Raw genomic sequence first — 23,829 nt, forward strand, 5'->3', positions numbered from 1 at the left:
TGCGCCGGTGTGACGTCTTCTCACGCCCCATGCCGTACGGGAGCGTCTGCTTCCGCCACGGTCAACGTCCGTCCCCGGCAACGGAGTTCCACAGGCCCGAGCGGCGCAGTGACTGGGAGCAGTGCCGGTAGATCTCGTCGATCTCGATCAGGACGGCGAGAGCGGGCCGCCGGCCCCCCGACGCCATCGCGTCGAAGAAGGGGGCGTCGGTGAGGACGCGGGCCCTGCCGTTGATCCGCAGGACATCACCGCTGCCGGGTATCAGATAGAGCAGTCCGGCGTGCGGGTTGGCGAGCACGTTGTGGAGGCTGTCGCCGCGCCGGTTGCCGGGGCGTTCCGGGAGAGCCACGGTGCCGGGGTCCACGATGTGGGTGAAGCCGGGGGCGTCACCGCGCGGGGAGACATCGCAGGCGCCCTGCGCGTCGGAGGTGGCGAGCAGGCAGAACGGGGAGCGGGCGAGCATGTCCCGGTCCTCCTCGTCGAGTTGGGCGTGCACCTTGTCGATGACGACGGGGTGGGGCTCGCCCAGCAGGTCGCGGAGGTGTGCGGGGGAGTGCAGTTCGTTGAAGGAGGGGCTGAGGGAGGAGGTGGAGGAGGGCCGGGAGGGGCCGGTGGCCGTGGCGGCGGTTCTGTCAGGCATGGTGACTCCGGTTGATGGGTGTGGGCTCGCGTGGCCGGAGGCGCGTACGACCTGATCCGTGGCCCGTACGACCCCCGCATGTCAGCCGGACTCGCGCGCCCGCACGGTTTCGGGTGGCACACTCTCCGTACGAGGAACCGACGGTCCGAGCGAAGCCCCCTCCGTACGCCTTACCTCCGCACGCCCTGCCTCCTTACGCCCTGCCTCCTTACGCCCTGCCTCCGTACGCCTTACCTCGGTGCCCCTCACCTCCACACGCCGCACCCCGTGCCGCCCGATCGGGAGCATGAGGGGGCGGCCCGAGACGGGGTCCTCGATGATGCGGCTGTCGAGGCCGAACACGGCGCGGACGTTCTCCTCCGTCAGCACCTCGTCCGGCGCACCGGCCGCGTGCAGCCGGCCCGACGCGAGGGCGACGACGTGATCGGCGTACCGCGCGGCGAGGTTGAGGTCGTGCAGGACCATCACGACCGTCGTACCGCGCTCGTGGTTCAGGTCGGTCAGCAGATCGAGGACCTCGACCTGGTGGCTGGCGTCGAGGAAGGTGGTGGGCTCGTCCAGCATCAGGATGTCGGTCTGCTGGGCCAGGGCCATGGCGATCCACACCCGCTGACGCTGGCCGCCGGAGAGTTCGTCCACGCTGCGCTCGGCGAGCGCCGTGGTGTCGGTCGCCTCCAGGGCCGCCGCCACGGCCGCGTCGTCCTCGGCGTTCCAGCGCGAGAACACCCGCTGATGCGGATGGCGTCCGCGCCCGACGAGATCGGCGACCGTGATCCCCTCGGGGGCGATCGGCGACTGGGGCAACAGGCCGAGCGTACGGGCGAGTTCCCTGGCGGGCAGCCGGTGGACCTCCTTGCCGTCCAGGACGACACGGCCCTCGCGGGGTGCGAGCAGCCGGGACATCGAACGCAGGAGCGTCGACTTGCCGCAGGCGTTCGCGCCGACGATCGCCGTGATCCGGCCCGGCGGCACGGCCAGGTCCAGGCCCTCGACGACGGTGCGGTCGCCGTAGCCGAGGGTGAGCCGTTCGGCGGCCAGGGAGTGGTGCGTGGTCACAGGGAGCCTCCCGCCCGGTTGGTGCGGATGATCAGGTAGACGAGATAGGGCGCGCCGAGGACGCCGGTGACGACGCCGACCGGGAAGCGGGTGTCGAAGGCGAACTGGCCGGTGAAGTCGGCGACCAGGACCAGCAGGGCGCCGACGAGCCCGGCGGGCACCAGGGGTGAGCCGCCGGGGCCGGTGATCCGTGCCGCGATGGGCCCGGACAGGAACGCGACGAAGGCGATCGGCCCGGCCGCCGCCGTGGCGAACGCGATCAGGCCGACGGCGGCCACGATCACCGTCACCCGGGTCCGTTCGACCCGGACCCCGAGGGCCGACGCGGTGTCGTCCCCGAGCTGCATCGCCGACAGGTTCCGCGCCCGCGACAGCAGTACCGGACACAGCACCGCGAGGGCCACCGCGGCGGGCACGGTCTGGTCCCAGGTGGTGCCGTTGAGGGAGCCGGTCAGCCAGCGCATCGCCTCCTGGAGGTCCCACTCGGCGGCCTGGGAGAGCACATAGGCGACGACGCTGTCGAGCATCGCGGCGATTCCGATGCCGATGAGGACGAGCCGGGTGCCGACCACGCCGTCCTTGAACGCCAGGAGGTAGACGAGCAGCGCCACGGCGAGGGCGGCGGCGATCGCGAGCACCGACACCTGGGTCTCGCCGAGGGACAGCGTGACGATCGCGACGGCCGCCGCCGCGCTCGCGCCCGAGCTGATGCCGATGACGTCCGGGCTGGCGAGCGGGTTGCGGAGCATGGTCTGGAAGGTGGAGCCGGCCAGGCCGAAGCTGAAGCCCGCCACCACGGCGAGCACGGCGCGCGGCAGCCGCAGCCGCCCCACCGTGAACGACGCCCCCGGCACCTGCTCCCCGAGGACCACCCGGACGACGTCGTCGAACGGGTAGTACGTCTGCCCGGCCATCAGGGTCACGGTGAACCCGGCCACCACGAGGACGACGAGCAGCAGGATGACGGCACGGCGGCGCGACGCCCGCCGGGCCCGGCCGCGCGCCAGGGCCCGGACGGTCTCCCCGGAGGGGGGCCGGCGGGTGAGAACGACGGAACTCACAGCGCACGCACCTTCTGCCGGCGGACGATCCAGATGAAGAACGGGGCGCCGATCAGGGCCGTCACGATGCCCACGTCGATCTCGGCGGGCCGCGCCACGACCCGGCCGACCACATCGGCCGCCGTGAGCAGCGCCGCGCCGAGCAGCGCGGCCAGGGGCAGCAGCCAGCGGTGGTCCACGCCGATGAGCAGCCGGCAGGTGTGGGGGACGACGAGGCCGACGAAGGCGATCGGTCCGGCGACGGCGGTCGCCGCGCCGCACAGCACGACCGCGCCGAGCGCGGCCACGCCCCGGGCCAGGGCGACCCGCTCGCCGAGCCCCGCCGCGAGTTCGTCGCCCAGCGCCAGCGAGTTCAGGGCCTTCGCCGACAGCAGGCAGATCGCGAACCCGACGGCGAGGAAGGGCAGTACGTGCCCGATGCGTGCGAAGGACGCGCCGCCGACCCCGCCGATCTGCCAGAGCCGGAAACTCCCGGCGATGTCGTTGCGGGGCAGCATCACCGCGGTGACGAGGGAGGCGAACGCGGCCGAGGTCGCGGCCCCGGAGAGCGCCAGCTTCAGGGGCGTGGCGCCGCCCCGGCCGAGCGCGCCGACGCCGTACACGAACACGGCCGACAGCCCGGCCCCCGCCATCGCGACCCACACGTACCCCGTCGGCGAGGAGAGCCCGAAGAACGCGACCGCCGTGACCACGGCGAGCGACGCGCCATGGTTGACGCCCAGGATCCCGGGATCGGCCAGCGGGTTGCGTGTCACCCCCTGCATGACGGCGCCCGCGAGCCCCAGCGCCGCGCCGACCAGCACCGCGAGCACGGTACGGGGGATCCGCTTGCCGGCCGCCGCCTGCTCCAGGGACGCGTCCGCGCCGCCGAGCGCGGCCCAGACGTCGGACCAGCCGACTGCCCGCGAGCCGAACGCGACGGAGGCCAGCATGAGCGCGGCCAGCACCGCGACCGCCGTGGCGAGCCACAGCAGTCGGACGCGGGCCGGACGCCGCATCATGGCGGTGGCCGCGGCGGATTCGGTGGCGGGGTCGGTGGAGGTTTCGTTGGCGGATTCGGTGGCGGATTCGGTGGCGGGGTCCGGCAGACCGCGGGTGGCGGTCGTGGTCACTTGACCTTGTCCGCGGCCTTGGCGAGCGCGGCGACGTAGTCCTCAAGGACCCACGAGATGGACAGCGGCGTCGGGTTGGCCGCCGTCGCGAGCGGCGAGCTGCCGGGCAGCAGGTACATCGAGCCGCGGTCGACCGCGGGGACCTTCGACAGCAGCGCGTCCTCGCGGAGCGTCTTGGCCAGCTCGCCCTTGTCGTCGCCGTAGCCGGTGATGATGTCGACGTCGTCGAACACGTCGATCTGCTCGGCGCTGCGCGTGAGCGCGAACTTGTCGGTGCCCTTGGACGCCTCGGCGATGCTGCCGGGGATCTTCAGACCGAGGTCCTCGAAGAACAGGGTGCGGGTGTCGTGCGCGGTGTAGAAGCCGACCTTGCTGACGTCACCGGCGTCGACGTGCGTCATGAACATCGCCGACTTGCCCTTGAGCTGCGGGTACTTGGCGACGGTCTGCTCGATCTCGCCCTCGACGTCCTTGATCAGCTTCTCGCCCTCGGTGGCCAGCCCGATGGCCTCGCTGTTCGTCCGGATGATCTCCCGCCACGGTGTCGCCCACGGGGCGTCGGGGTAGGCCACCACGGGGGCGATGTCGCTGAGCGTCGCGTAGTCCTGCTTGGTGAGACCGGAGTACGAGGCGAGGATCACGTCCGGCTTGGTGTCGGCGACCGCCTCGAAGTCGATGCCGTCGTTCTCGTCGAACAGCACCGGCGTCTTGGCACCCAACTCCTTCAGCTTCTTCTCCACCCAGGGCAGCACCCCGTCGCCGTCGTCGTCGCCGAAGTTCGCGGCGGCCATGCCGACGGGGACGACGCCGAGTGCCAGGGGCACCTCGTGGTTGGCCCAGTTCACCGTGGCGACGCGCTTCGGCTTCTCCGGGATGGTGGTCGTCCCGAGGGCGTGCTTGATCGTGACCGGGAACGCGCCCGAGGACGCCGCCGAATCCTTCCCGCCCCCTTCCTTGCCGGCGTCCTCGGCGGAGGAAGGACTTCCGCAGGCGGCGAGAGTGAGAAGAGCGGCGGCGGCGGTGAGCAGCCGCAGGCGATAGGAGCGCATGTGTGTCAAAACCCCACTCGGTGTCGGGAGGCGGTGTCGCGTGGTGCACCGCACCGAGCGCAAACACTTAGGTAAGGCTTACCTTCGTACTGTAGAAGAGTTCGCGGCGGTGTCGCAATCGACCTTATGAGACACGTGATGTAGCGATCGGGACGTATGCCCTTTGATGGCAAGGGGAGACGGCGGCGCGAGGCGTGGCCGAAACGGGCCGCCGCCCCCTCTGGACACCGGGAATTGCTCGGGAAACCCGGAACTGCTCAGGAAACCCGGAAGGTCCCGGGGGTGAGCCCCGTCGTCCGTCGGAAGGCCGCCCCGAAGGCGCTCGCCGACCGGTATCCGACCTCTTCGGCGACGGCCTCCACGTCCCAGCCCCGGGTGAGCAGGGCCACGGCGTGCTGCGCCCGGACCGACGCGACCCACCGCGCGAAACTCGTACCGGTCTCGGCGTTGAACGCCCGACTGATCGTCCGCGCGCTCACGCGCAGCTCCGCCGCCCAGTCTGCGAGGGTGCGCCGATCGCCCGGGTCCGAGCGCAGCGCTTCGGCGATCGGGCGCAGCAGGGCGGAGGTGGGGGCGTGGACGAGCAGTTCGCGCGGCGACGGTTCGAGCACGTCCAGCACCATCGCCTCGGTGGTCGCCCGCGAGGCGGCGGACAGCCCGGACTCACCGAGCCGCTCCAGGAGCAGCCGCAGCAACGGGGTGATCTCGACGGCCACCGGTGCATCGGAGATCGACGGCGTGGTGTGGAAACCGAAGAAGATCGTCCGGAACCAGGTCCCGGCGAGCGCCGACCCCGAGTGCAGCGTGCCCGCGGGCATCCACAGACCGAGCGCCGGGGTGATCGTCCACACACGTGCCCCGACGACGGCCGTCGACGCTCCACGCTCGTTCCACAGCAACTCATGGAAAGGGTGCGAGTGCTCACCCCAGGTGGTGTCGTACGGGACGACCTCCTCGTACGCCTGGATCGCGAACGGCATCACCACGGCGCCGGCGGCCACCACCGGGAGCGAACGCGTCTCCCGTGTCTCCGGTGTCGCCCGTGTCTCTCGCGGGTCCCGGGTCGTACGCGGTGTTCCGGAGGCTTCGGCCGGGCACTCCGATGCCTCATGCGACGATGCGCCACGCGGCGATGCCCCAGGCGGCGGGGTGGCCGGGCAGGGGGCGGTCCGGGGACGGGCGGAGGGCATGCCCTCACCTTAGGACGCGGGTCGGGTTCGGCGGCCGGGAGGCTCAGCCGAGGATGCCGGCCACGTGGAAGGCGTCGATCCCGAGTCCGGGGTCGCCGAACCTTCCCTCGCCCGCCACACCCTCGCGCCCGTCGGAAGCCACTCGGCGTCCTCTGTGGACGTGGCCCCTGGCCCCCGTGCCCGTCAGGGCACGGATCTTCGACTCACCCGCCGCAAGGATCTTCCGATTGCCCGTGATCCCCGGGTGCCCCCGTCGTTGGTACGTACGGAGGAGTCGCCTTTCGGCGCTCCCCCCTGCCAACTCGCCCTCGCCCGGCGGGACATCACCCCTGTTCACCGGGAGGAACGACAAACGTGGCCGTGACCGAGCCGGCGCCCGCGGCAGTGACCGCAGCACCCGACCGCAGCGGATCCGAAGGGATCCTGCGCCGCCAGTCGGCGCGCGAATCGTCGGCGCGCACCTACGCCCGCGCCCTGCCCATCGTGCCCGTCCGCGCCCGCGGCCTGACCATCGAGGGCGCCGACGGCCGCCGCTACCTCGACTGCCTCTCCGGCGCCGGCACCCTCGCGCTCGGGCACAACCACCCCGTCGTCCTCGAAGCGATCCGCGCGGTCCTCGACTCCGGTGCCCCCCTGCACGTCCTCGACCTCGCGACACCGGTCAAGGACGCCTTCACCACCGAACTGTTCCGCACCCTGCCCGCCGGACTCGCGGACCGCGCCCGCATCCAGTTCTGCGGCCCGGCGGGTACGGACGCCGTCGAGGCCGCCCTGAAACTCGTCCGCACCGCCACCGGCCGCGAGGGCCTCCTCGCCTTCACCGGCGCCTACCACGGCATGACGGCAGGGGCGCTCGAAGCATCCGGGGGAGCGCGCGACGTACGGGTCACCCGCCTCCCCTATCCACAGGACTACCGCTGCCCCTTCGGCACCGGCGGCACCCGCGGCGCCGAACTCTCCGCCCGCTGGACCGAGAACCTCCTCGACGACCCCAAGTCCGGCGTCCCCCACCCGGCCGGAATGATCCTCGAACCCGTCCAGGGCGAAGGCGGCGTCATCCCCGCGCCCGACGACTGGATGCGCCGGATGCGCACCCTCACCGCCGCCCGCGGCATCCCCCTCATCGCCGACGAGGTCCAGACCGGCGTCGGCCGCACCGGCACCTTCTGGGCCGTCGAGCACAGCGGTGTCGTACCGGACGTCATGGTCCTCTCCAAGGCCATCGGCGGCAGCCTCCCCCTCGCCGCCGTCGTCTACCACGACGACCTCGACGTCTGGCCGCCCGGCGCCCACGCCGGCACCTTCCGGGGCAACCAACTCGCCATGGCCGCCGGCGCCGCCACCCTCGCCCACGTCCGCGAGAACCGGCTCGCCGAACGCGCCGGCCTCCTCGGCGCCCGCATGCTCGCCCAACTGCAGGGCCTCGCCGCCGAACACCCCTGCGTCGGTGACGTACGCGGCCGGGGCCTGATGATCGGCCTCGAACTCGTCGACCCCGCCGCCGAAGACCTCACCGCGCCCGGCCCCCCGCCCCCCGCGCCCGAAGTCGCCGCCGCCGTCCAGCGTGCCTGTCTGCGCCGCGGCCTCATCGTCGAACTCGGTGGCCGCCACTCCAGCGTCGTCCGCCTCCTTCCTCCGCTCACCCTCACCGACGAACAGGCGTCCGCCGTCCTCGACCGTCTCGCCGACGCCATCGCCGAGACCTCCCGCGACCACCCCCTCTGACCGGCGAACTCCACCGGCCCCCTCGGCAACGCCCCGGACGAGTGCACGGCCCCGGCCCCGTCCCGCACCATCCCGAACACCCCCCAAGGAAGCGCACTTGAACGCCACCCCCGCATCCGACGGCCGCCCCGACCCCCACGCGCGCGGTGCGTGCGCCACCGGGACCCCGTCGGCGACGGAGCCCGACACGGTCCCCCGGCAGTCGGGCGGGAGACCCGAGGCGGAGCACCTGCACGGCGCCACCGCGGACCTGCTGGAACACCCCGACCCACGCACCGTCGCCCAGATCGCGGCCGTCGAGAACCTGCTCCGCTGCTGGGCACGCGAGACCGGCCTCACCGCCCCCGACCACGGCACCCTCCGCATCCCGCTCCCCGCCGCCGGCACCGCCCTGCTCGTCCCCGTCCAGCACTGGTCCCCCACCGGCTGGCACCGCTTCGGCCTGCCCCACCTGGAGAACGCCCCCGAAACAGCGCCCCGCGTCGACGCCATGACCCTGGCAGCCCTCCTGACCCGGGAAACAGCCACCGGTGGCGACCGGGCCGCCGCAGACGGGGGTGCCGGACACGAGGGTGCGACGGGCGCGGGGTCCGGTGATCGAGGCACCGACGGTTCCGGCCCCGGCGGAGACCTGGTCGCCCGAGTGGCCGACTCCGTACGCCGCACCGCCACCTTCGTGGCCGACCGCCGCCACCACCCCGCCGACGGCACCGACCTCTTCCTCTCCGCCGAACAGTCCCTCCTCCTCGGCCACCCGCTCCACCCCACGCCGAAGAGCCGTGAAGGTCTGTCCGCCGCAGAAACCGTCCTGTACTCACCCGAGTTGCGCGGCTCCTTCCCCCTGCACTGGCTGGCCGTGGCCCCGTCCGTCCGCGCCTGCGACTCGGCCTGGACCGAGCGCGGCCGTGTCGTCCCCGCCGATCGCCTCACCGCCCGCCTCGCCGGCGACGACCTGCCCCTGCCCACCGGGTACACCGCCCTGCCGATGCACCCCTGGCAGATGCGTGAGATCACCCACCGCGAGGCGAACGCGGCCCTCTTCGACGCAGGCCTCCTGCGCGACCTCGGTCCGAACGGCGCCCCCTGGTACCCCACCTCCTCCATCCGCACCCTGTACCGCCCCGGCGCCCCCGCCATGCTCAAGCTGTCCCTCGGTCTCCGTATCACCAACTCCCGTCGTGAGAACCTCCGTAAAGAACTCCACCGCGGCGTCGAGGTCCACCGCCTCCTGCGCACCGGACTCGCCGAGCGCTGGCGGGCCGCCCACCCCGGCTTCGACATCGTCCGCGACCCCGCCTGGCTCGCGGTCGACGGCCCGGACGGGGCACCTGTCCCCGGGCTCGACGTGATGATCCGGCACAACCCCTTCGCCCCCGGCGACGACGCCACCTGTGTCGCGGGACTCGTCTCACCACGTCCCCCGGCCCACCTCCCGACTCCGTCTCCCGTCCGCTCCGATACGCCCGGTCAGGACCACGTTCCGATGCGCTCCCGGCTCGCCGAGACCGTGGTCCGGCTCGCCGGCCGCACCGGACGCCCCCGCGGCGCCGTAGCCGCCGAGTGGTTCCTGCGCTACCTCCACTACGTCGTCCGACCCGTGCTCTGGCTCGACAGCGAGGCGGGCATCGCCCTGGAGGCCCATCAGCAGAACACCGTGCTGATGCTGGACCGCGACGGCTGGCCCGTGGGCGGCCGGTACCGCGACAACCAGGGCTACTACTTCCGCGAATCCCGGCGTACCGACCTCGAACGGCAGCTCCCCGGTATCGGCGCCCGGAGCGACACGTTCGTCTCCGACGAGGTCACCGACGAGCGCTTCGCCTACTACCTCGCCATCAACAACGTCCTCGGCCTGATCGGAGCCTTCGGTTCCCAACGCCTCGCCGACGAAGCACTGTTGCTGGCCGCCTTCCGCCGCTTCCTGACCGACGCCGCCACCGGCCCCGACCGCCTGCGCTCACCCCTGCCCTTCCACCTCCTCGACTCACCCGTCCTCCGCTGCAAGGCCAACCTGCTCACCCGCATCCACGGCCTCGACGAGCTGATCGGCCCGGTCGACACCCAGTCCGTCTACGTCACCATCTCCAACCCCCTTCATTCCTGAGGAACATGAACCGCCTCACCTCCTGAGAGGAACGCCCCCGTGCCCCCGACCGACGCGAGCGCCGACACCGGTACCGAGTCCGCATCCGACACCCGGAGCGGGCTCGTCCCCGATTCCGGACCGGACAGCGAGGACACCCTCGAACTGCGGCTGCCCGACGAACTCATCGCGCTGTTCACCGCGTCCACGGGGGCACCCGGCGACCTGTCGGAGGGCGAGATCCACCACGGCCACGCCCCGGCACCCGACGACCGGGACCACTCCGCCCGGCCGACGTCCGACCCGCACGGCACACCGGACCCCTACCAGGGCGACCCTCGGGGCGACCTCCTCGACCACGTCGCCTCATGGGGCCCCACCACCACGGCCGCCGGAGTGTTCCAGCTCGAACCGGTGCGCACCGACCGCGATCTCCCCCTGCTCACCCGCTGGATGAACGACCCCGCCGTGGCCGCCTTCTGGGAGCTGGCCGGTCCGCCGAGCGTCACCGAGGCCCATCTGCGACCCCAACTCGACGGCGACGGACGCAGCGTCCCCTGCCTCGGCCTGCTCGACGGCGCCCCCATGAGCTACTGGGAGATCTACCGCGCGGACCTCGACCCGCTGGCCCGCCACTATCCCGCTCGTCCTCATGACACCGGAATTCACCTCCTCATCGGTGGCGTCGCCCATCGAGGGCGCGGCCTCGGCACCACCCTGCTCCGGGCCGTCGCCGATCTCGTCCTCGACCACCGCCCCTCCTGCTCACGCGTCATCGCCGAACCCGACCTGCGCAACACCCCTTCCGTAGCCGCCTTCCTGAGCGCAGGCTTCCGCTTCGCCGCCGAGGTCGACATCGCCGACAAACGAGCCGCGCTCATGGTCCGTGACCGTGCCCTTCGCTCCCTGATCTGACCCAACCGCTCGAACCTCCCTGTTCTGACCGTCCTGCTCTGACGGCCCTGCTCTGACCTCTCTTCTCCGACCCGTCTGCTCTGCCCCCATCACTCTTGGTACACCGCTCGCCCCGATCCGGTTCCCTTCCGAGGAGATCCCGTGCCGAATCCCTGCACCCCACCTCTCCCAGGCGACTCGTCCCAGCTGTACGACCCACCCGAACTGACCCCGGAAGCGTGGGGGCGAGCGGGGAAGCGGCTGCTCGCGAAAATGCTGGGGGAGTTCGCGTACGAGGAGATCGTCACGCCGGTACCGGTGTCCGGCCCGGAAACCGACGCCGACTCCTGGGCGTGGCGCCGGGACCTGGCCGAGGCGCGAGCGCAGGCACGGGCCCAGTCGGACAGGCGAATCCATTCAGCGGCGCCGGACCATTCACCGGACCAGCCGACGGCACCGGACCGGCTGGCGGCACCGGATCATCCGACGGCACCGGACCGACCGGCGACACGAGACCCGCGATCCCAGGGCACGGCACAAACCCACACCACCCCCCAACCTCTGCGAGGCAACGTTTCGCCCACGCCCCCCGACACCTCCGCGCCGGACCCCCGAAGCACGTACACGGACTACACGCTCACCCTCGACACCCCCACCACCCGCCTCGGCTTCCGTGCCCGCCGCACCGCCTACGGCAATTGGCAGGTCGACCCCGACGCCGTGCTGCTCGCCGAGGGCGACGGCGGCACCCGCCCGCTCACCGATCCGCTCGAATTCCTGGTCAAGGCCCGCCGCACTCTGGGTATCGACGGCGCCACGCTCGGCCATGTCATCCGTGAGCTGACCGCGACCCTCGCGGCCGACGCCCGCCTCGACCACACCGCCGCTACGGCCGCGACCCTCGCCGACCTCTCGTACGCGGAACTCGAAGGCCACCAGACCGGGCACCCCTGGCTCGTCCTCAACAAGGGCCGCATCGGGTTCTCCGCCGCCGACGCAGCCCGCTGGGCGCCGGAGGCCCGCCGTCCGGTGACGCTGCCCTGGATCGCGGTCCACACCGACCTCGCCACCTACCGTGGTGTGCCCGGCCTGCCCACCGCCGACCGGCTGTTCGCCGCCGAACTGTCCCCGGCCACCCGCGTGTCCTTCGCGGACGCCCTCCACGCGCGCGGTGTCGATCCGGAGGACTATCTCTACCTCCCGGTCCACCCCTGGCAGTGGGACGACGTCGTGCTCTCCCTGTTCGCGCCCTCCGTGGCCGCCGGCGCGATCATTCCGCTCCCGACCGACGGAGACGTACGCCTCCCGCAGCAGTCCGTCCGGACCTTCCTGAACCTGTCACGTCCGGCACGTCACACGGTGAAACTGCCGCTGTCCGTCCTCAACACCCTGGTCTGGCGCGGCCTCCCCACCGAGCGCACCCTCGCGGCCCCCGCGGTCACCTCCTGGATGCTCGGCATGCGCGACGGCGACCCGTTCCTCAGGGACGAGTGCCGCGTCATCCTCCTGGGCGAGGTCGCGTCCGTCACCGTCGAACACCCCGTCTACGACGCGCTGCGCGAGGTCCCTTACCAGTACAAGGAACTGCTGGGCGCGATCTGGAGGGAGCCCGTCGGGCGGCACCTCGAACCAGGAGAACGCGCGCGTACGCTCGCCGCCCTGCTGCACACCGACCCGCGCGGGAGGGCGTTCACCGCGGAACTCGTCGACCGCTCCGGACTGGAACCGCAGACCTGGCTGCGGCACCTCTTCGCCGCCGTACTGCCCCCGCTCCTGCACTTCCTGTACCGGTACGGAACCGTCTTCTCACCGCACGGTGAGAACGCCGTCGTCGTCTTCGACGAGCGGGACGTGCCGGTCAGGCTCGCGGTCAAGGACTTCGTGGACGACGTCAACGTCAGCTCCGAGCCGCTGCCGGAACACGCCACGATGCCCGACGACGTCCGCGAGGTCCTCCTCACGGAGCCGCCGTCCTTCCTGACGCAGTTCATCCATTCCGGTCTCTTCGTGGGCGTCTTCCGCTATCTCGCACCCCTGTGCGAGCAGCAGCTGGGTGTGCCGGAGGACGCGTTCTGGTCCCTCGTCCGGGCGGAGATCCTGCGCCACCATGCCCGCTTCCCCGAGCTGAAGGAGCGGTACGAGACATTCGACCTGCTCACGCCCCGTATCGCACGGCTCTGTCTGAACCGGAACCGGCTCCACCTGGACGGCTACCGCGACCGCGCCGAGCGTCCGCACGCCGCCGTCCACGGCACCGTGCCCAACCCCCTCCACCGCCCTTGACCGCCCCCGATGTCAGTGCCGCACCGTAGGGTGGTCGGCCTATGACGAAGCCCTCTCTTCCCGATCTCCTGCACGCCGCCGTCACCGCTGTCGGAGGCATGGAGCGCCCTGGCCAGGTGAGCATGGCCGAAGCCGTCGCCGAGGTGATCGACGACAGCTCTCATCTGCTGGTCCAGGCAGGCACCGGCACCGGAAAGTCCCTCGGCTATCTAGTGCCGGCGCTTGCCCACGGGGAGCGGGTCGTGGTGGCCACGGCCACGCTCGCGTTGCAGCGCCAGCTCGTCGAGCGGGACCTGCCGCGCACGGTGGACGCGCTCCATCCGCTGCTCAGACGGCGCCCGGAGTTCGCGATGCTCAAGGGCCGCTCGAACTACCTGTGTCTGCACCGGTTGCACGAAGGGGTGCCGCAGGACGAGGAAGACGGTCTGTTCGATCAGTTCGAGGCCGCTGCGCCCACCAGCAAGCTGGGCCAGGACCTGCTGCGGCTGCGGGACTGGTCGGGCGACACCGAGACGGGTGACCGCGACGACCTGACACCCGGCGTCTCGGACCGTGCCTGGGCGCAGGTGTCGGTGTCCTCGCGCGAGTGCCTGGGCGCGACGCGCTGCGCGTACGGTCAGGAGTGCTTCGCCGAGATGGCTCGTGAGCGGGCCAAGCTCGCCGAGGTCGTCGTCACCAATCACGCGCTGCTCGCGATCGACGCGATCGAGGGCGCCCCGGTCCTGCCGGAGCATGAGGTCCTGATCGTCGACGAGGCCCATGAACTGGTCTCCCGGGTGACCGGTGTCGCCACCGGGGAGCTGTCCCCGGGGCAGGTCAACCGCGCGGTGAGGCGGGCCGCCAAGCTCGTCAACGAGAAGGTCGCCGACCAGCTTCAGACCGCGGCCGAGGGCTTCGAGCGGGTCATGGAGCTGGCCCTCCCCGGCCGCCTGGAGGAGGTCCCCGAAGACCTCGGCTATGCCCTGCTCGCCCTGCGCGACGCCGCGCGGAACGTGATCTCGGCACTGGGCTCCACCCGCGACAAGTCCGTCCAGGACGAGGACGCCGTCCGCAAGCAGGCACTCGCGTCCGTCGAGTCGGTGCACGACGTGGCGGAGCGCATCTCGAACGGCTCCGAGTGGGACGTCGTCTGGTACGAGCGCCACGACCGCTTCGGGGCCTGCCTGCGCGTCGCCCCGATGTCGGTGTCCGGGCTGCTGCGCGAGAAGCTCTTCACCGACCGTTCGGTCATCCTGACCTCGGCCACCCTCAAACTGGGCGGCGACTTCAACGGCGTGGGCGCCTCCCTGGGCCTCGCCCCCGAAGGGACCGCGGGCGCGTCCGGTACGAAGGGAGGGGAGGGCGCCGACCTGCCGGTCTGGAAGGGCCTCGACGTCGGCTCCCCGTTCGACTACCGCAAGCAGGGCATCCTCTACGTCGCGAAACAGCTGTCCCGCCCCGCGCGCGATGGCGACCGGGGCGACATGCTGGATGAACTGACCGAGCTGATCCAGGCGGCCGGCGGCCGTACGCTCGGCCTGTTCTCCTCCATGCGTGCCGCGCAGAACGCCGCGGAGGAGCTGCGGTCACGGATCCCGGAGTTCCCGATCCTCCTCCAGGGCGAGGAGACACTCGGCGAGCTGATCAAGAACTTCGCCGCGGACCCCAGGACCTGTCTGTTCGGCACCTTGTCGCTGTGGCAGGGCGTGGACGTACCGGGCGCGAGCTGTCAGCTCGTCGTCATGGACAAGATCCCGTTCCCGCGCCCGGACGACCCGCTGATGAGCGCCCGCCAGAAGGCCGTGGAGGACGCCGGCGGCAATGGCTTCATGGCGGTGGCCGCCACCCACGCGGCGCTGCTGATGGCGCAGGGAGCGGGCCGGCTCGTCCGCGCCACGGGCGACCGCGGAGTCGTCGCCGTACTCGACCCCCGGCTCGCGACCGCGCGGTACGGCGGCTATCTGCGGACGTCGCTCCCGGAGTTCTGGTACACCACGGACCCCAACCAGGTGCGCCGCTCTCTGGCGGCCATCGATCTGGCGGCGGTCGACGCGGAGGTGTCGGGCCGGGCGGCCGGCGAGGCGGAAGGCGCCGGGGACGAGGCGGGGACCGGGGACGACGCCTTGTAGGGGGGCGTGCCGTGCGGGGCACGTTGCGCCTTGTGAGGCGCGCCCGCGCCATGGCGGGCACAAAAATCAGGCCCCGGAACCGGCGCAGGAGGTTCCGGGGCCCGTCAGGGGCGCGCTCAGATCGGCCACTCAGATCGGATCAGCCACTTGGATCGCATCAACCGCCGCGGAGGGGATCAGCCGCGCGGATCCGATCACCACTCAGATCCGATCAGTCACTCAGATCCGCCGCAGTACCGCCACGACTTTGCCGAGGATCGTCGCCTCGTCACCGGGAATCGGCTGGTAGGCGGAGTTGTGCGGCAGCAGCCAGACATGGCCGTCCTCGCGCTTGAAGCGCTTGACCGTTGCCTCGCCGTCCAGCATCGCGGCCACGATGTCGCCGTTCTCCGCGACGGGCTGGCGACGGACCGTCACCCAGTCACCGTCACAGATGGCGGCCTCGATCATCGAGTCACCGACGACCTTCAGGACGAACAGCTCACCGTCGCCCACGAGCTGCCGGGGGAGCGGGAAGACGTCCTCGACGGACTCCTCCGCGAGGATCGGGCCACCGGCGGCGATGCGGCCGACCAGCGGGACATACGACGCGGCCGGCTTGCCCGCCGTGTCCGTGGGCTGCGCGGTGGGCTGGTCGGAGCCACGCACCTCGTACGCGCGGGGCCGGTGCGGGTCGCGGCGCAGGAAGCCCTTGCGCTCCAGCGCCATCAGCTGATGGGCCACGGACGAGGTGCTGGAGAGGCCGACGGCCTGCCCGATCTCCCGCATGGAGGGCGGGTACCCCCGGCGCTGCACGGAGTCCCTGATGACCTCGATGACGCGGCGCTGCCGGTCGGTGAGCCCCGAGCTGTCCGCCCGGATGCCGGGAGGTCGGCCCGGCAGGGAGCGTGTGGGCTTGGGCCCCTCCGGGTTCGTGGCCGCGTCATTCACGGCATGCACCGCCTCGACGTGTCGGCCCTGGGCGCGGTCCTGGGCAGTGATGGTGGCACTGTCTGCGGTGGTGGTCACGTCGGCCCCTCTCGAAATGGTCTCCCTAGCTAGCCAACGGTAGTTGCTTTCGAAAGGTTGCGCCAAACACACGTTCGAGTGAAAAATTGCAAAGCACCCACCGCGATCACATGTCCGGGTGTATAGCTGACCCTCGACGGTTCGGGCAATTCGGTTGATTACGGTACGCTTCACCGCCGGATGTCAGGCCCTGCGGCCGATGCCCCAGTCTGCCATCCGTACCCCCGCCGGTGGGGCACCGCCCCCGTACCGGCAGGCCGCCGGAGCGATCCGCCGAAACCACCCCTTCACCACCCCTTCGCGCGCGACACGGTCGGAATCCGACCGGCCGCGGATGCGTACCGTCGCCGTCCCGCTACCGTCGGACGCCGCGACACGCTATGGCGAGGAATTTACCGTCAAACCCCAGATCTAGTGGTTGGATTGCATCAGCAGCCCAGAAGTTGTGGTCCCCGGGTCTTCGTGTCTCAGGCGATCGCCTATGCTGGGAGCTGCTTCGAGGGGCCCGGCAGGGGCCTTCGAAGGCTCTGAGTCATGCCGTGAGGGAGGGTTGGACGTAATGCACTGCCCCTTCTGCAGGCACCCCGACAGCCGCGTCGTCGACAGTCGCACCACCGACGACGGGACGTCGATCCGCAGGCGCCGCCAGTGCCCCGACTGCTCCCGTCGTTTCACGACCGTGGAGACCTGTTCACTGATGGTGGTCAAGCGCAGCGGCGTGACGGAGCCCTTCAGCCGTACCAAGGTCATCAACGGCGTGCGCAAGGCATGCCAGGGACGGCCCGTCACGGAGGACGCCCTCGCCCAGCTCGGCCAGCGGGTCGAAGAGGCGGTGCGGGCCACCGGCAGCGCCGAGCTGACCACCCACGACGTGGGACTGGCCATACTCGGACCGCTTCAGGAACTCGACCTCGTCGCCTATCTGCGCTTCGCGTCCGTCTACCGGGCGTTCGACTCGCTGGAGGACTTCGAGGCCGCCATCGTCGAACTGAGAGACGAGCGGGAGCAGCGCATCACCGCGGACGCGAACCCGGACGGAGCGGGCGCGGAACGCGAAGCGAAACAACGCGGGCCCGGAGGGACTGTCGAAGTCCCCGTGCCCGCCATCGCCACCGACTGACGGACGAGCCGGACCGGACGCACCGTCCGGCCGGCCGATCGGCGGCGGCCAAGACCTGCTGGGGGCGGCAAAAGCGGCGTCCGCAGCACAAGACACATCACCGTGCCACGGGAAGAACGAGGCACTTTTGGGCGTTATCGCCCGATACAGGGAGGCGGCATGACAGAGACGGCGAGCGGTCCGGCACGCGGTTCACGCGCCAAGGGCGCGAAGAACGGCAAGGGGCTGCGTATCGAGCGCATCCACACCACCCCCGGCGTGCATCCGTACGACGAGGTGGCCTGGGAGCGTCGTGACGTCGTCATGACCAATTGGCGCGACGGCTCGGTCAATTTCGAGCAGCGTGGCGTCGAGTTCCCCGACTTCTGGTCGGTGAACGCGGTCAACATCGTCACCAGTAAGTACTTCCGCGGTGCTGTCGGCACCCCGCAGCGCGAGACCGGCCTCAGGCAGCTGATCGACCGCATCGTGAAGACGTACCGGAAGGCCGGCGAGGACCACAAGTACTTCGCCTCTCCCGCCGACGCCGAGATCTTCGAGCACGAGCTGGCGTACGCCCTCCTGCACCAGATCTTCAGCTTCAACTCGCCCGTGTGGTTCAACGTCGGAACCCCGCAGCCCCAGCAGGTCTCGGCCTGCTTCATCCTGTCCGTCGACGACTCCATGGAGTCGATCCTCGACTGGTACAAGGAAGAGGGCATGATCTTCAAGGGCGGCTCCGGCGCTGGCCTGAACCTCTCCCGCATCCGTTCCTCCAAGGAACTCCTCTCCTCCGGCGGCAACGCCTCGGGACCGGTCTCGTTCATGCGCGGAGCCGACGCCTCCGCGGGAACCATCAAGTCGGGTGGCGCCACGCGCCGCGCCGCCAAGATGGTCATCCTCGACGTCGACCACCCCGACATCGAGAACTTCATCGAGACCAAGGTCAAGGAGGAGGAGAAGATCCGCGCCCTGCGCGACGCGGGCTTCGACATGGACCTGGGCGGCGACGACATCACGTCCGTCCAGTACCAGAACGCCAACAACTCGGTCCGCGTGAACGACGAGTTCATGAAGGCCGTCGAGAACGGCGGCAAGTTCGGCCTCCGCGCGCGGATGACCGGCGACGTCATCGAAGAGGTCGACGCCAAGACCCTCTTCCGCAAGATGGCCGAGGCCGCGTGGGCCTGCGCCGACCCGGGCATCCAGTACGACGACACCATCAACCAGTGGCACACCTGCCCCGAGTCCGGCCGCATCAACGGCTCGAACCCGTGCAGCGAGTACATGCACCTGGACAACACGTCCTGCAACCTCGCCTCGCTGAACCTGATGAAGTTCCTCAAGGACGACTCCAAGGGCCACCAGTCCTTCGACGTCGACCGCTTCGCCAAGGTCGTCGAGCTGGTCATCACCGCGATGGACATCTCCATCTGCTTCGCCGACTTCCCCACCCAGAAGATCGGCGAGAACACCCGCGCCTTCCGCCAGCTCGGCATCGGCTACGCCAACCTGGGCGCCCTGCTCATGGCCACAGGCCACGCCTACGACTCGGACGGTGGCCGCGCCCTCGCCGGCGCCATCACCTCCCTGATGACAGGCACCTCGTACAAGCGGTCCGCCGAACTCGCCGCGGTCGTCGGCCCGTACGACGGCTACGCGCGCAATGCCGACCCGCACCAGCGCGTCATGAAGCAGCACGCCGACGCCAACGCCAAGGCCGTCCGCGTCGACGACCTGGACTCGCCGATCTGGGCCGCCGCCACGGAGGCCTGGCAGGACGTGATCCGGCTCGGCGAGAAGAACGGATTCCGCAACTCGCAGGCGTCCGTCATCGCCCCGACCGGCACCATCGGTCTCGCGATGTCCTGCGACACGACAGGCCTGGAGCCCGACCTCGCCCTGGTCAAGTTCAAGAAGCTGGTCGGCGGCGGCTCGATGCAGATCGTCAACGGCACCGTGCCGCAGGCCCTGCGCCGCCTGGGCTACCAGGAGGAGCAGATCGAGGCGATCGTCGCCCACATCGCCGACCACGGCAATGTCGTCGACGCCCCCGGCCTCAAGCAGGAGCACTACGAGGTCTTCGACTGCGCCATGGGCGAGCGTTCCATCTCCGCGATGGGCCACGTCCGCATGATGGCCGCGATCCAGCCGTGGATCTCGGGCGCGCTCTCCAAGACGGTCAACATGCCGGAGACGGCGTCCGTCGAAGAGGTCGAGGAGATCTACTTCAAGGCGTGGAAGATGGGCGTCAAGGCGCTCGCGATCTACCGCGACAACTGCAAGGTCGGCCAGCCGCTCTCGGCGAAGACCAAGGACACCGAGAAGGCCGCCGTCACCGCCAAGGCCGAGGACACCATCCGGGCCGCGGTCGAGAAGGTCGTCGAGTACCGCCCCGTCCGCAAGCGGCTCCCCAAGGGCCGCCCCGGCATCACCACGTCCTTCACGGTCGGCGGCGCCGAGGGCTACATGACCGCCAACTCCTACCCGGACGACGGTCTCGGCGAGGTCTTCCTGAAGATGTCCAAGCAGGGCTCCACCCTCGCGGGCATGATGGACGCCTTCTCCATCGCCGTCTCCGTCGGACTCCAGTACGGCGTCCCCCTGGAGACGTACGTCTCGAAGTTCACCAACATGCGCTTCGAGCCCGCCGGCATGACGGACGACCCGGACGTGCGGATGGCGCAGTCGATCGTCGACTACATCTTCCGCCGCCTGGCACTGGACTTCCTGCCCTTCGAGACGCGCTCCGCCCTCGGCATCCACTCCGCCGACGAGCGACAGCGCCACCTGGAGACCGGCTCGTACGAGCCCTCGGACGACGAGGTGGACGTCGAGGGGCTGGCCCAGTCCGCGCCCCGGCAGACGGAGTCCCTGAAGGCCGTCGCCGCCCCCAAGCCGGTCGCCGAGGCGGCGAAGCCCGCCCCGCAGCAGGCCCACACCAGCGCCGAACTCGTCGAAATGCAACTCGGCATCCAGGCCGACGCCCCGCTGTGCTTCTCCTGCGGCACCAAGATGCAGCGCGCCGGTTCCTGCTACATCTGCGAGGGCTGCGGCTCTACGAGCGGATGCAGCTGACACTTGAGCGGTACGGGAATCTGCCGCCGGACCCGACCTGGGCGGCAGACCTTACTGACGGTGCGAGGCAGTACGTAACGCTGATGCTGCAAGGCAGTACGCAACGTTGAAGGGGCGGCGGACCTGTACGGTCCGTCGCCCCTTGGCGTGCCGGCATCCGCTCAGGAGGAGGCGCGGCCCATCGTGCGCGCGAAAGTCAGCGGGTCCGCGTCGAAACCCCGCACGTCGCGGTGGTAGTGCCACTCTCCCGAAGCCTCACGGGTGAACTCCCCGACCTTCGCCGCGGTCGCTCCACCCACCTCGGCGAAATCGTGCTGATCCACATCGACAGGGCCCGTACGGATACGGATCGCGGCGTTCGCGATGTCGCCGAACGTCCGCCGTCCGTCCGGCTGCTGTATGGCGACACCGACCACCACGCGCGCGTAGGAGGGCGCCAGACGGTCCAGCTCCAGGACCATCACCTCGTCGTACCCGAAGCCCTGCCCCGTCCGGCTGTCCCGGTTCAGCGTGATCGTGCCGTCCGGTGAACGGCTCCCGAAATACACCAGATAGGCCGGATCGCCCCCGATGTCGTCCGTGGTGTACGTCGCCGCGACGATGTCCAGGTCGTGGGCGGGCGTGCCGATCGGACTCGGATCCCATCGGACAGCCACTTCCACTTTCGCGAGCCCCTTGTTGAGACCGCTCACCAGGTCCCCCCTCTGGTTGTCTTCAACTACCCCGCCGCATACGTCCGTTGTCCATGGTGCCACGCCCCGCCGACACCCCTCGAACCCGAAAACGTGCGCCCGCGCGCGAGGAGCACGATCCGGCCGACTCCACTGCCCGCGCGCTCCGCCACAGGAGTGACCGGCGCCACGCTCCGTGGCCTTACGATGGCGCGGTGCTGGTCAAGTGGATTCGCTGCACCGTCGTCGACCGCCGAGGCTTCGAACGAGGACAGCGAAAGTGGGCGGGGCTTCTGGGAGAGCCGGGATTTCGGGGACAGGGCGGTGGGTGGAGCCGGGGTCGGCAGGGCGTGGCACATGTCTTCGCGTTCTGGGAGAGCCGGGCGTTCTACGACTCGTTCATGGCCCGCTCCCACGACCGGCTGGCCGCCGCGCAGTCGGGAACGTTCAAGGACGCCCACGCCAAACTCTTCGACCACCGCTTCGACGTGAAGACCGGATTCGAACCCCGCTTCACGGACTCCGACCTGCTCAGAGTCGCGCACTGCCGGGTCCACGCCGAGCGCGCCGAACACTTCGCCCTCATGCAGGAGAAGGTCTGGAACCCGGCGATGGCCGGATCACCCGGAATGGTGCGCGGCCTGTTCGGCGAGGCGCCCGGAAACGAATTCATGATCCTCTCCATGTGGCAGTCCGCCGCCGAACACGGCAAATACCGCGTCGAACGCATCGAACGACTCTCGCTGCGCGCCCAGACGGAAGCTGACGTGGCCGCCCTGACCGGCGACATCGTGGACCTGGAACCTGCCTGGACCGTGTGAGCGCCGGTGCCGGCAGCGCCGGACTGAGCACTGAACTGCGTACTGAGCTGAACTGCGTACTGAACTGAATTGATCACCGAACTGATCACCGAACTGTTCGAGTACCCCAGGAGAACACGCCCCACCGTATGGACTCCGGACAACTGCTCGAACGGCGAACCCGATCTAGGGTTTCCGTATGGTACGACCACGGCGCATCGTCCTTGTCCGGCACGGAGAGTCGGAAGGGAACGCCGATGACACCGTGTACGAACGCGAACCCGACCACGCCCTCCCGCTCACACCCACGGGACGGCAGCAGGCCGACGACACCGGCAAGCGGCTCAGGGAACTCTTCGGCGAGGAACGCGTAAGCGTGTACGTCTCGCCCTATCGGCGCACCCACGAAACATTCCGCGCCTTCCGCCTCGACCCCGGACTCGTCCGCGTCCGCGAGGAACCCCGGCTGCGCGAGCAGGACTGGGGCAACTGGCAGGACCGCGAGGACGTCCGCCTCCAGAAGGCGTACCGGGACGCCTACGGGCACTTCTTCTACCGCTTCGCCCAGGGCGAGTCAGGAGCCGACGTGTACGACCGCGTGGGCGCCTTCCTGGAGAGCCTCTACCGCAGCTTCGAGGACAAGAACCACCCCGCCAACGTCCTCCTCGTCACCCATGGACTCACCATGCGGCTGTTCTGCATGCGCTGGTTCCACTGGAGCGTCGCCGAATTCGAATCCCTCTCCAACCCGGGCAACGGCGAGACGCGCGTCCTGGAACTCGGCGCCGACGGCAAATACACCCTGGACCGGCCATTCGAACGCTGGCGCGAACCAGAACCGTACGGAATCACCGGATAGCGAATCGAACGGGGTCACCGGATAGAGTGGCAGGGCGATGACCGCTGACTCCTCTCCCGCCCCACGCCTCGGCCGCGCCCTGGCCAGCCTGCGCGGGCTCTCGGTCGGGGACGCACTGGGCTCCCAGTACTTCGTCCCCGTGAACTACCCCCTCCTCAAACGCCGCGAAGTGCCGTCCGGCACCTGGCAGTGGACCGACGACACGGAAATGGCGTCCTCCGTCGTCACCGTCCTCGCCGCACACCGCCGCATCGACCAGGACGCCCTCGCCCGGTCCTTCGCCCAGCGACACGACTTCGACCGCGGCTACGGACCCGCCGTGAACCGCCTGCTCCGCCTCGTCAGAGAGGGCGGCGACTGGCGGGAACTCGCGGCTGCCCTCTTCAACGGCCAGGGCTCCTGGGGCAACGGCGCCGCTATGCGGATCGCCCCGCTCGGCGCCTGGTACGCCGACGACCCGGAGCAGGCCACCCACCAGGCAGAGATCTCCGCCTACCCGACCCACCAGCACCGCGAGGCCGTCGTCGGTTCCATGGCCGTCGCCGCCGCGGCTGCCCTGGCCGCCGATCCTGCGGGCCCGCCCACCCCGGAGGCCCTGCTCGACGGCGTCATCGCCCTCGTACCGCGCAGTGCCGTCGGTGCGGGGCTGCGCCGCGCGCGGGACATGCTCGACTACGACGACCCCGGAACCGTCGCCGCCGTACTCGGCTGCGGTCGCCGGACCACCGCACACGACACCGTGCCCTTCGCCGTCTGGTCCGCCGCGCGCTGTCTCGGCGACTTCGAGCGGGCCTTCTGGGAGACGGCGCAGGTCGGCGGGGACGTCGACACCACGTGCGCGATCGTGGGCGGCATCGTGGCCACCGCCGACACCGGCGGCCCGCCCGAGTCCTGGGCCGCGCGCACCGAAGCACTGCCCGAATGGGTGCCCACGCGCGCGTAGCGGGTCTTTACGGGCGCTCACTGTCACGGTCGTGCCACAGGCCGACTTCCCCGGGCCTGCCGTACTTGACCGGAGGCTTACTCTTGCGCCCACGCCGCTTGTCGATCATGACCGGCGTGATTCGTACGAGACACCGGTCCCCGCGCGCCGCAGTCGTACGCGCGTGCCGG

General features: G+C 70.5%; 18 protein-coding genes. 10 read left to right on the forward strand and 8 right to left on the reverse strand.

Translation table 11 applies throughout. The features are described 5' to 3' along the window. Positions 1 to 61: 61 nt before the first annotated feature. From ACIQNU_RS24420 to ACIQNU_RS24445, 6 genes are all read right to left on the reverse strand, one after another. On the reverse strand, positions 62 to 640 hold the full coding sequence (locus tag ACIQNU_RS24420; protein ID WP_401370102.1) for an MSMEG_1061 family FMN-dependent PPOX-type flavoprotein: 579 nt from the start codon (positions 638 to 640) through the stop codon (positions 62 to 64). Between the two features lie 81 nt (positions 641 to 721). After that, positions 722 to 1,696, reverse strand: a complete 975-nt coding sequence (locus ACIQNU_RS24425) for an ABC transporter ATP-binding protein (protein ID WP_401370105.1) — start codon at positions 1,694 to 1,696, stop codon at positions 722 to 724. Beyond that, positions 1,693 to 2,757, reverse strand: coding sequence for a FecCD family ABC transporter permease (locus ACIQNU_RS24430; RefSeq protein WP_401370108.1), 1,065 nt, complete (start codon positions 2,755 to 2,757; stop codon positions 1,693 to 1,695). Before ACIQNU_RS24430 ends, ACIQNU_RS24425 begins: the two co-directional genes overlap by 4 nt. Beyond that, a complete protein-coding gene (locus ACIQNU_RS24435; protein WP_401370527.1) occupies positions 2,754 to 3,758 on the reverse strand; it encodes a FecCD family ABC transporter permease in 1,005 nt (334 codons plus the stop codon). The genes ACIQNU_RS24430 and ACIQNU_RS24435 overlap by 4 nt, the downstream gene beginning before the upstream one ends. Before the next feature lie 107 nt (positions 3,759 to 3,865). Then, complete coding sequence (locus tag ACIQNU_RS24440; protein ID WP_401370111.1) at positions 3,866 to 4,918, reverse strand: iron-siderophore ABC transporter substrate-binding protein; 1,053 nt, start codon at positions 4,916 to 4,918, stop codon at positions 3,866 to 3,868. Between the two features lie 257 nt (positions 4,919 to 5,175). Next, the gene (locus tag ACIQNU_RS24445) at positions 5,176 to 5,898 is read right to left on the reverse strand and encodes a helix-turn-helix domain-containing protein (RefSeq protein WP_401370529.1); all 723 of its coding nucleotides are present in this window, start codon (positions 5,896 to 5,898) and stop codon (positions 5,176 to 5,178) included. Positions 5,899 to 6,462: 564 nt separating this feature from the next. On the opposite strand from ACIQNU_RS24445, the gene ACIQNU_RS24450 reads away from it, so the two are divergent. From ACIQNU_RS24450 to ACIQNU_RS24470, 5 genes are all read left to right on the forward strand, one after another. After that, positions 6,463 to 7,833: a diaminobutyrate--2-oxoglutarate transaminase family protein gene (locus tag ACIQNU_RS24450; RefSeq protein ID WP_401370114.1), complete on the forward strand. Its 1,371-nt coding sequence runs from the start codon at positions 6,463 to 6,465 to the stop codon at positions 7,831 to 7,833. A 97-nt stretch (positions 7,834 to 7,930) separates the two neighbouring features. Then, the gene (locus ACIQNU_RS24455) at positions 7,931 to 9,937 is read left to right on the forward strand and encodes an IucA/IucC family protein (RefSeq protein WP_401370117.1); all 2,007 of its coding nucleotides are present in this window, start codon (positions 7,931 to 7,933) and stop codon (positions 9,935 to 9,937) included. Positions 9,938 to 9,976: 39 nt separating this feature from the next. Beyond that, a complete protein-coding gene (locus tag ACIQNU_RS24460; protein WP_401370119.1) occupies positions 9,977 to 10,831 on the forward strand; it encodes a GNAT family N-acetyltransferase in 855 nt (284 codons plus the stop codon). A 141-nt stretch (positions 10,832 to 10,972) separates the two neighbouring features. Beyond that, a complete protein-coding gene (locus tag ACIQNU_RS24465; protein ID WP_401370121.1) occupies positions 10,973 to 13,093 on the forward strand; it encodes an IucA/IucC family protein in 2,121 nt (706 codons plus the stop codon). Between the two features lie 41 nt (positions 13,094 to 13,134). Next, complete coding sequence (locus ACIQNU_RS24470) at positions 13,135 to 15,201, forward strand: ATP-dependent DNA helicase (protein WP_401370123.1); 2,067 nt, start codon at positions 13,135 to 13,137, stop codon at positions 15,199 to 15,201. Between the two features lie 219 nt (positions 15,202 to 15,420). On the opposite strand, the gene lexA is transcribed toward ACIQNU_RS24470, so the two are convergent. Further along, complete coding sequence (lexA, locus tag ACIQNU_RS24475) at positions 15,421 to 16,209, reverse strand: transcriptional repressor LexA (protein ID WP_401370125.1); 789 nt, start codon at positions 16,207 to 16,209, stop codon at positions 15,421 to 15,423. Between the two features lie 559 nt (positions 16,210 to 16,768). Between lexA and nrdR the strand changes: the two genes are divergently transcribed. Both nrdR and ACIQNU_RS24485 read left to right on the forward strand, forming a co-directional pair. Continuing rightward, positions 16,769 to 17,329, forward strand: a complete 561-nt coding sequence (gene nrdR / locus ACIQNU_RS24480) for a transcriptional regulator NrdR (RefSeq protein WP_401370128.1) — start codon at positions 16,769 to 16,771, stop codon at positions 17,327 to 17,329. Between the two features lie 159 nt (positions 17,330 to 17,488). Next, positions 17,489 to 20,386, forward strand: coding sequence for a vitamin B12-dependent ribonucleotide reductase (locus tag ACIQNU_RS24485; protein WP_401370131.1), 2,898 nt, complete (start codon positions 17,489 to 17,491; stop codon positions 20,384 to 20,386). A 161-nt stretch (positions 20,387 to 20,547) separates the two neighbouring features. On the opposite strand, the gene ACIQNU_RS24490 is transcribed toward ACIQNU_RS24485, so the two are convergent. After that, positions 20,548 to 21,078 (reverse strand): TerD family protein, encoded by a 531-nt coding sequence (locus tag ACIQNU_RS24490; protein ID WP_401370133.1) that lies wholly within the window; start codon positions 21,076 to 21,078, stop codon positions 20,548 to 20,550. Positions 21,079 to 21,272: 194 nt separating this feature from the next. On the opposite strand from ACIQNU_RS24490, the gene ACIQNU_RS24495 reads away from it, so the two are divergent. The 3 genes from ACIQNU_RS24495 (at position 21,273) to ACIQNU_RS24505 (ending at position 23,659) form a co-directional block, all read left to right on the forward strand. Further along, the gene (locus ACIQNU_RS24495; protein WP_401370136.1) at positions 21,273 to 21,878 is read left to right on the forward strand and encodes a YdbC family protein; all 606 of its coding nucleotides are present in this window, start codon (positions 21,273 to 21,275) and stop codon (positions 21,876 to 21,878) included. Positions 21,879 to 22,056: 178 nt separating this feature from the next. Next, complete coding sequence (locus ACIQNU_RS24500; RefSeq protein ID WP_401370138.1) at positions 22,057 to 22,716, forward strand: histidine phosphatase family protein; 660 nt, start codon at positions 22,057 to 22,059, stop codon at positions 22,714 to 22,716. 37 nt (positions 22,717 to 22,753) lie between these two features. After that, positions 22,754 to 23,659 (forward strand): ADP-ribosylglycohydrolase family protein, encoded by a 906-nt coding sequence (locus ACIQNU_RS24505; protein ID WP_401370141.1) that lies wholly within the window; start codon positions 22,754 to 22,756, stop codon positions 23,657 to 23,659. Positions 23,660 to 23,829: the final 170 nt, after the last annotated feature.

Source organism: Streptomyces sp. NPDC091292, from assembly GCF_044757265.1.
Classification (GTDB): Bacteria; Actinomycetota; Actinomycetes; order Streptomycetales; family Streptomycetaceae; genus Streptomyces.

Coding starts and splice junctions, on each gene's coding strand:
- ACIQNU_RS24420 (WP_401370102.1), bottom strand. CDS start 640: ATGCCTGACAGAACCGCCGCCACGGCCACCGGCCCCTCCCGGCCCTCC.
- ACIQNU_RS24435 (WP_401370527.1), bottom strand. CDS start 3,758: ATGATGCGGCGTCCGGCCCGCGTCCGACTGCTGTGGCTCGCCACGGCG.
- ACIQNU_RS24440 (WP_401370111.1), bottom strand. CDS start 4,918: ATGCGCTCCTATCGCCTGCGGCTGCTCACCGCCGCCGCCGCTCTTCTC.
- ACIQNU_RS24485 (WP_401370131.1), top strand. CDS start 17,489: ATGACAGAGACGGCGAGCGGTCCGGCACGCGGTTCACGCGCCAAGGGC.
- ACIQNU_RS24500 (WP_401370138.1), top strand. CDS start 22,057: ATGGTACGACCACGGCGCATCGTCCTTGTCCGGCACGGAGAGTCGGAA.
- ACIQNU_RS24505 (WP_401370141.1), top strand. CDS start 22,754: ATGACCGCTGACTCCTCTCCCGCCCCACGCCTCGGCCGCGCCCTGGCC.
- ACIQNU_RS24445 (WP_401370529.1), bottom strand. CDS start 5,898: ATGCCGTTCGCGATCCAGGCGTACGAGGAGGTCGTCCCGTACGACACC.
- ACIQNU_RS24470 (WP_401370123.1), top strand. CDS start 13,135: ATGACGAAGCCCTCTCTTCCCGATCTCCTGCACGCCGCCGTCACCGCT.
- nrdR (WP_401370128.1), top strand. CDS start 16,769: ATGCACTGCCCCTTCTGCAGGCACCCCGACAGCCGCGTCGTCGACAGT.